Source organism: Acinetobacter sp. GRABPA_MV_2, assembly GCF_056725885.1.
Genome location: NZ_JBWZNA010000014.1, coordinates 102,196 through 108,745, shown reverse-complemented (window position 1 = coordinate 108,745; position 6,550 = coordinate 102,196). Strand labels below are relative to the sequence as shown.

Below are 6,550 nucleotides of genomic sequence, written 5' to 3'. Positions count from 1 at the left end.
TACCTTTTTTAATATTAGTGCAACAACAGTTCACTTTTTAATCAAAAAGTAATAAAAATAGTCATTTTTTATATAAACATGGTTGTAAAAGCATCAATTTATCTAAAATTTTCTCGTCTTGATTCTTTTCTTGCCATCTAAGTGGACGACAATCAATATATTCACAGTATCCACCCTCTCCTTGCAGACACTGTTCATTCCAGCTTAATTGATATTGAAAGCTTCCCACATATCCAGCCGCCAACCCAAACTTATAATCACCACGACTTTGTGCATAAAGTTCAAAGATTATTTTTCCATTTTTCTCACATTGCCAAGAAAACTCCCTAGGCAAGTACATCTCTTTACCATTCGGTGTTTTAACCTTTGGATAAACTCTGTGGATATGTAAATTTACGTCCTCTGTAAAACTTTCAACAGGCTTTCCAAATTCTTGAATATCTAATCTTGAACATAGGATGATATTCCACTGATTTCTTATTTGTAAGAATGTAAGCTGCGTAGTTTCATTTAAGTTAATAATTTGGCACGTATAGAAACATAAAGATAAGAACGGCAAATGCAAAGCTCGCGCGTGTTTAAATCGCCCCAAACCTTCAATTTGATATTTCTGTCCTTTATAAAAAATTTCACCTTCACATACGCATAGTGTTGACCAATAGTCAGAAACACCCCACTGCAAAGCAGAGGCATTAGATATGTTTTCTGAAATCTGAATCGTAAGATCACATCCCATTTCTGGATCTAATCGCTGAAGACGAATGATGGGAATTTGCCATTGAATCAGATCAGTTTTATCAAATTGATATAGCGTCGAATCAAACTGACATTGGCGTCGAATAGAATATGTTTTTAAATGTCCCACACTATGTTGGCTATTACTTACAAGCACTGTTGCAGTGTCGATAGCTGAAGTTGTAATGCTGTGGGCGTTATAACACAGAGGAATACGTGGCTGTCCCACTAAACTAATGTAATTAAAATAACGAAGTGGGGTTGGTAAATTTGGAAGGATCAAGCCTTGATAAACAATTTTAAAAAAGCCACGAGAAGGTTGATAAACAACCCCCTCTTTAGCATTAGGGCCCAGCTGCTGTAATTGATTAATTTCACTTATCAACTTAGGCATACTGAACCTCTTCTATTTTATGTTTTTAGTGTTTCATTACTCTTGCGTGCAAATAAAGTCGTAACAAAACCAGATAGAGCATAGATAATTGAAACTGTCAAAATGCCCATTGGAATATTATAAGTGATTGCCGCAAAAATCAGTACTACTGGCAACATAACTACAAAAGGAACGCGTTTACGATCCATCTGCTTGAAAGAATAATATTTAATATTGGAAATCATGAGTAATCCCACAATTACCATAAGAACAGCATTAATAGTTTGAATCGCAATATCACGTAAATCAAAAATGAAAGGATAATCGCGAGCAACCCAGACGAGTGAAATAATGATAATAGCAGCGAGTGGACTTGCAATGCCGATAAAATAACGCTTATCAACAACGCCAATTTGCACATTAAAACGCGCTAGTCGGAAGGCTGCGCAGGCTGTATAAACAAAACAACAAGCCAAACCAATACGACCTAAATCATGCAAACTCCAGCTATACATCAGCATTGCTGGAGCCACACCAAAAGCTAACAAGTCCGAGAGAGAATCATATTGTTCGCCAAAAGCACTTTGTGCGCCAATTGCTCGAGCAACTCGACCATCTAAGCCATCTAATAGCGCTGCAATAAAAATAGCATAGATCGCTTGATTAAAATCCCCATTCATACTTGCAATGATGGAATAGAAACCGGACAACAGAGCAGCAGTTGTGATTAAGTTAGGCCAAAGATAAATACCTCGGCGCTTCACTTTTTGTCCTTCCGGATTATCTTCTTCTTCAACCACTTCAAATGTAATCCCATCAAATGAATGTTCATTATGAGTTAAATCTTGCTCTGGTTTAGGCGCATTTGTCATTATTTTCTATTCCAAACATGTGCATTGATTTAAGTTAACTGTTACTCACCTACCAACCAGCGAACAGCAGCATGACCACCAGTTTCTTGCATACGAAGATGTGGGAATAACCACTGTAGTGCTTGGTCTGCTTGTTCTGAGAACTGCCAAGGTGGGTTAATCACTAATAAACCACAACCATTTAGACCTACAGGAGTGTCATCTGGCCATACACAAATTTCACAAACTAACTGACGGCGAATACCTGTTTTAAACATTTTCTTTTCAAAACGTTCAATCATCGCTCGGTCTTTGATTGGATACCAAACTGCAAAAACGCCCGTTGGCCATTTTTTATAAGCTTGTTGTAAAAGTTCAACTAATTGCGGAAAGTCTTTACGTTCTAATTCGTAAGGAGGGTCGATCATAACCAGACCGCGCTTTTCTTTTGGCGGAATTACACCGAGCAAGCCTTCATATGCATCACGCTCATGTAAACCTGCACGTTTATCACGAATGTTATGGCGTAATTGCTGAAATACATCGCGCTGCATTTCAAATATAGTAGCCTTGTCGATTTCACGCATGCCTTGCAAAGCAAACCAAGGAGAACCTGGATAACTCCCCTTCCCTTCTTCAGAACGCAATTGTTCTACTAACTTCAAATATTGCTGGATTGCTTCAGGTGCCTGACGCTTTTCCATATCAGATAGTTGAACTAGACGATGAATGCCTGTGAGAAACTCTCCAGACTTTTGTGCAGGTGCCAGAGATAAATCATATTTGCCTGCCCCTCCATGCGTATCGATATAACGATAAGGTTTATCTTTAGCATTTAAACGGTTGAGCAGCTGTAGCAAAAGCACATGCTTCATAACATCTGCAAAGTTGCCCGCATGGAAATGGTGACGGTAATTCATGTTGACTTTAATTCCTCAATTCAACAAATAGTTTAACATGAAAAAAATATTCTTTCGTAAGGTTGTGATCATCTAAAATAGAGCTGCTTGATATTTTTACGATCTACTCGAGGTTATATGCACTCTCATTCACTTCCTGATTCATGGAATTTGGATCAAATTTTAGATGATTTAAATGCGCATGGCTTTGCCATTATAAATCAAGCATATCCAGATCAATATCGCGCACAGGTTTCTCAAGAATGTAGCCATCATATGGATGAGTTTAGAAAAGCAGGCATTCAAAACGGCGTTGTAAGTAATATTCGTAGTGACCACATTCTCTGGATTAATGATCAACTCCCTATTGCTCAGCAACATATTGAAACCTTAACTTTATTCTCACAAAGTCTAAATCAAGCATTCTATTTAGGGATTAAAGAGGTCGAAGCTCATTTTGCTCGTTATAATTTGGGTGAGTTTTATGCTTTACATCGAGACAATCCTCAACAAAAAAATGATCGTATTATCTCAACTGTCTATTATTTACATCCAGAATGGCAAGAAGATTGGGGAGGACAATTGCGACTACAAGATAAAAATAAGAAATGGCATATTGTTAATCCCGAACCCAATCGACTGGTAATATTTCAAAGCGATTTATTACATGAAGTATTAATTTCAAAACAACAAAGGCTATCTATTACGGCTTGGCTTCGTAGTGGAAATTCTATTTGGGTTTAAAGGTTACTCTTTAAATTTGATAAATGAACCCGATATAAAAGCTATTGATTAAAAAAGGTGATGGCGTATGTCTATTGAAAGTAAAACAATTGTGAACCGAATTGGTGAAACAGACCAACTTTATTTGACTGAAAATACGCCTGAGCTTGCTTTAGAGCGTGCTGAGTTACGCATGCAACTTGTAGTATTAAGTCGTGTTCGCCAAGAACAGCTACATTTTTTACAAGAAGCTATTGTTTTGCTTGAACAAGCTCGGATGGAATATGAAGAAATGCCATTGAGCTTATATCTTAATTTGTCTTTACACTTAGCCAAAGCGTATATGCTTTATTTTGAACTAAATAAAGAAAAACGTTTTGCGTTGATTACTCAACAAATTTTGAAGCCATTAGCACATCATGAACATGCTGATATCTATTTCTTCTTAGCATATGCGTCAGCAGCACGACAAGAGTCAGCATTGACACGACATTGGTTAACTAAATATTTATCAACGTCTACATGTGATCTTGAATTACTTCATGGCCAACCTGTATTTGACCTTGTACGTCATGAGCCATGGTATAAAGATCAATTAAAAGTAAAGACACATTAAACTCTTAATGTAATAAAGCCTGTTTTACGCATTACGTGTAAAACAGGCTTTATTTTTATGAAATTATTTTTTTACACTGTCTTCATGCAGTTGCTCATTAAGCTCATCAATAACCACAATCCACTCATCATCTTTTTCCCAATGACTTTTTAAAAAATCACTTTGGCCCTTTGACCAAAAAGAAGCTTCATGTAATTTCTGTTCGGCTGGTATTTGATGTGTCTTAATAAAATTTTCGATACTTGCTTCATCAGAATCTAAACCCAACTGATCAAATAAAAGCTCTAAAGTAGGTTGCTGCTCAAACATTGTTATTCTCCTATAACTTCTTTTAAATCATCTATTAACTAATCTATCAATAAAACGTTTTTACTTGCATGATAGTGTCTATATTTTCTTGTTGCTTTTTGTGTTTCCCTTCTAATGATTTAATAAAAAAGCACTCTATAAAAGAGTGCTTTTTTACATTTATCTATCAGATAAATTATTTCAACATGTCAGCAATTGCAGCACGTTCTTCTTCAAGTTCATTCAACGTAACGTTAATACGTTCACGGCTGAATTCGTCAATTTCTAAACCTTGAACGATTTTATATTCACCGTTTTCAGTCGTTACAGGGAAACCAAACATTACGCCTTCAGGAATACCATAAGAACCATCAGATGGAATACCCATAGTTACCCATTTGCCGTTTGTGCCAAGTGCCCAATCACGCATATGATCAATTGCAGCGTTAGCAGCAGAAGCAGCAGAAGACAAACCACGTGCTTCGATGATCGCAGCACCACGTTTACCAACAGTTGGAAGGAACACATCTTTGTTCCAAGCAGCATCGTTGATTTTGTCTTTTAAGCTTTCGCCATTTGCAGTTGCAAAACGGTAGTCAGCATACATTGTTGGAGAGTGGTTACCCCAAACTGTCATTGTTTCGATATCAGAAACTGCAACGCCAGCTTTTTGAGCAAGTTGAGTTAACGCACGGTTGTGGTCAAGACGCAACATTGCTGTGAAATTTTTCGCAGGAAGATCTGGAGCAGATTTCATTGCGATGTAAGCGTTAGTGTTTGCAGGGTTACCCACAACTAACACTTTAACGTCACGGCTAGCAACTTCGTTTAATGCTTGACCTTGGCCGATGAAAATTTCACCGTTAACTTTCAACAAGTCAGCACGTTCCATACCAGGACCACGTGGACGAGAACCTACCAATAAAGCGTAGTCAGCATCTTTAAATGCAACTTTCGGATCATCAGTCCCGATCATGCCAGCCAATAAAGGGAAAGCACAGTCATCAAGTTCCATCATTACGCCTTTAAGCGCTTGTTGTGCTTTTTCAACTGGAACTTCAAGCAATTGTAAAATAACAGGTTGATCTTTACCTAACATTTCACCGCTTGCGATACGGAATAATAAGCTGTAACCAATTTGACCTGCAGCGCCAGTCACGGCAACACGAACGGGTTGCTTCATGTAATTGTCTCCAATGAGTGTCCTTAATCGGGCTAAATAGGAATTCCATCTAACCAAATCATCATAAACGGCAAAGATTGTACTCTAAAGATTTGGCAGATGCATGTAAAAGCGACCCGTTTTCACCAAAAGTCTGATAGAAAATACAAATTAATCTCTACTAATAGATTCAATGTATGATGAGCATTTCTTTACGAAATGTTCGTAATCTTTAATAACTACCTTTAATCATGATTTCACCAGGGCAATTCGATACGACATGATTTGCACATTGTTTATATTGCCCCTTTACCGTGTAACAAACTTTCACTTCTGTTAAGACCACATCCGAACGCGATAGTTGACAACTAAAACGGATACCATTTTGGGGCAAGCTAGGATTAAGGCGAACAAATTGTTGTCTTAATGCGGATTGTTGCATTTCAACATTTGTTGAACTTGTGAGACTAGCCGGAATTTTTAAACGTTCAGCAAAGTTAATAACCGTACGAAAATATTGGCTCGCATTCATAGGAACACACCCCCCTACATTTTTCCATAACTGCACACGAGCATTATTATCGGGCATAACCCGAGCAACGACTTTAGCTTGTAATGGAGAGAGAGTGGCCGAACTTTCTGTGGAACAATCAGTTTTAGTTGTTTCAGGCATAAGACCTGTAATTGTCAGTGAATATCCTTCAAGACATTTACGTTGTTTTTGTTTAGAGGGATCTAATGCACATGCAGCTGGTGTCATTTGTACATGCATAACATATCCCTGTAAATTAACAGTTTCGGCATGTAAAACGGAACTCATCAATCCTCCCCCTGCACAGATTATCCACCATGCAAGTTGTAAAATTGAACGAAGTTCCAAATATCTATATTTCATTTAATTAA

General features: G+C 37.5%; 7 protein-coding genes and 1 pseudogene. 2 read left to right on the top strand and 6 right to left on the bottom strand.

All coding sequences use genetic code 11. The features are described 5' to 3' along the window. Positions 1 to 14: 14 nt before the first annotated feature. The 3 genes and pseudogenes from ACXM0J_RS13205 to ACXM0J_RS13195 all read right to left on the bottom strand — a co-directional run bounded on the left by ACXM0J_RS13205 (position 15) and on the right by ACXM0J_RS13195 (position 2,879). Positions 15 to 1,129: pseudogene (locus ACXM0J_RS13205) on the bottom strand (DUF6670 family protein). A gap of 17 nt (positions 1,130 to 1,146) precedes the next feature. Next, on the bottom strand, positions 1,147 to 1,980 hold the full coding sequence (gene pssA / locus ACXM0J_RS13200) for a CDP-diacylglycerol--serine O-phosphatidyltransferase (RefSeq protein ID WP_002119541.1): 834 nt from the start codon (positions 1,978 to 1,980) through the stop codon (positions 1,147 to 1,149). Between the two features lie 41 nt (positions 1,981 to 2,021). Continuing rightward, entirely contained in the window at positions 2,022 to 2,879 is an 858-nt protein-coding gene (locus ACXM0J_RS13195) for a 23S rRNA (adenine(2030)-N(6))-methyltransferase RlmJ (RefSeq protein ID WP_016143005.1), read from the bottom strand. Between the two features lie 117 nt (positions 2,880 to 2,996). On the opposite strand from ACXM0J_RS13195, the gene ACXM0J_RS13190 reads away from it, so the two are divergent. Continuing rightward, entirely contained in the window at positions 2,997 to 3,602 is a 606-nt protein-coding gene (locus ACXM0J_RS13190) for a 2OG-Fe(II) oxygenase (protein WP_086265334.1), read from the top strand. A 67-nt stretch (positions 3,603 to 3,669) separates the two neighbouring features. Beyond that, positions 3,670 to 4,197: a hypothetical protein gene (locus ACXM0J_RS13185; protein WP_032054606.1), complete on the top strand. Its 528-nt coding sequence runs from the start codon at positions 3,670 to 3,672 to the stop codon at positions 4,195 to 4,197. 63 nt (positions 4,198 to 4,260) lie between these two features. Here the strand turns inward: ACXM0J_RS13185 and ACXM0J_RS13180 are convergent, their stop codons facing one another. The 3 genes from ACXM0J_RS13180 to ACXM0J_RS13170 form a co-directional block, all read right to left on the bottom strand. Then, positions 4,261 to 4,506, bottom strand: a complete 246-nt coding sequence (locus ACXM0J_RS13180; RefSeq protein WP_044424980.1) for a DUF2789 family protein — start codon at positions 4,504 to 4,506, stop codon at positions 4,261 to 4,263. Positions 4,507 to 4,681: 175 nt separating this feature from the next. Further along, a complete protein-coding gene (locus ACXM0J_RS13175; RefSeq protein ID WP_046813482.1) occupies positions 4,682 to 5,668 on the bottom strand; it encodes a malate dehydrogenase in 987 nt (328 codons plus the stop codon). A gap of 211 nt (positions 5,669 to 5,879) precedes the next feature. Beyond that, a complete protein-coding gene (locus ACXM0J_RS13170) occupies positions 5,880 to 6,542 on the bottom strand; it encodes a ribonuclease T2 family protein (protein WP_086265333.1) in 663 nt (220 codons plus the stop codon). Positions 6,543 to 6,550 lie beyond the last annotated feature (8 nt).

Excerpts from the sequence above, each read along its gene's own strand:
- ACXM0J_RS13185 (WP_032054606.1), top strand. The coding sequence starts at position 3,670 with ATGTCTATTGAAAGTAAAACAATTGTGAACCGAATTGGTGAAACAGAC.
- ACXM0J_RS13190 (WP_086265334.1), top strand. The coding sequence starts at position 2,997 with ATGCACTCTCATTCACTTCCTGATTCATGGAATTTGGATCAAATTTTA.
- ACXM0J_RS13170 (WP_086265333.1), bottom strand. The coding sequence starts at position 6,542 with ATGAAATATAGATATTTGGAACTTCGTTCAATTTTACAACTTGCATGG.
- ACXM0J_RS13195 (WP_016143005.1), bottom strand. The coding sequence starts at position 2,879 with ATGAATTACCGTCACCATTTCCATGCGGGCAACTTTGCAGATGTTATG.
- pssA (WP_002119541.1), bottom strand. The coding sequence starts at position 1,980 with ATGACAAATGCGCCTAAACCAGAGCAAGATTTAACTCATAATGAACAT.
- ACXM0J_RS13180 (WP_044424980.1), bottom strand. The coding sequence starts at position 4,506 with ATGTTTGAGCAGCAACCTACTTTAGAGCTTTTATTTGATCAGTTGGGT.
- ACXM0J_RS13175 (WP_046813482.1), bottom strand. The coding sequence starts at position 5,668 with ATGAAGCAACCCGTTCGTGTTGCCGTGACTGGCGCTGCAGGTCAAATT.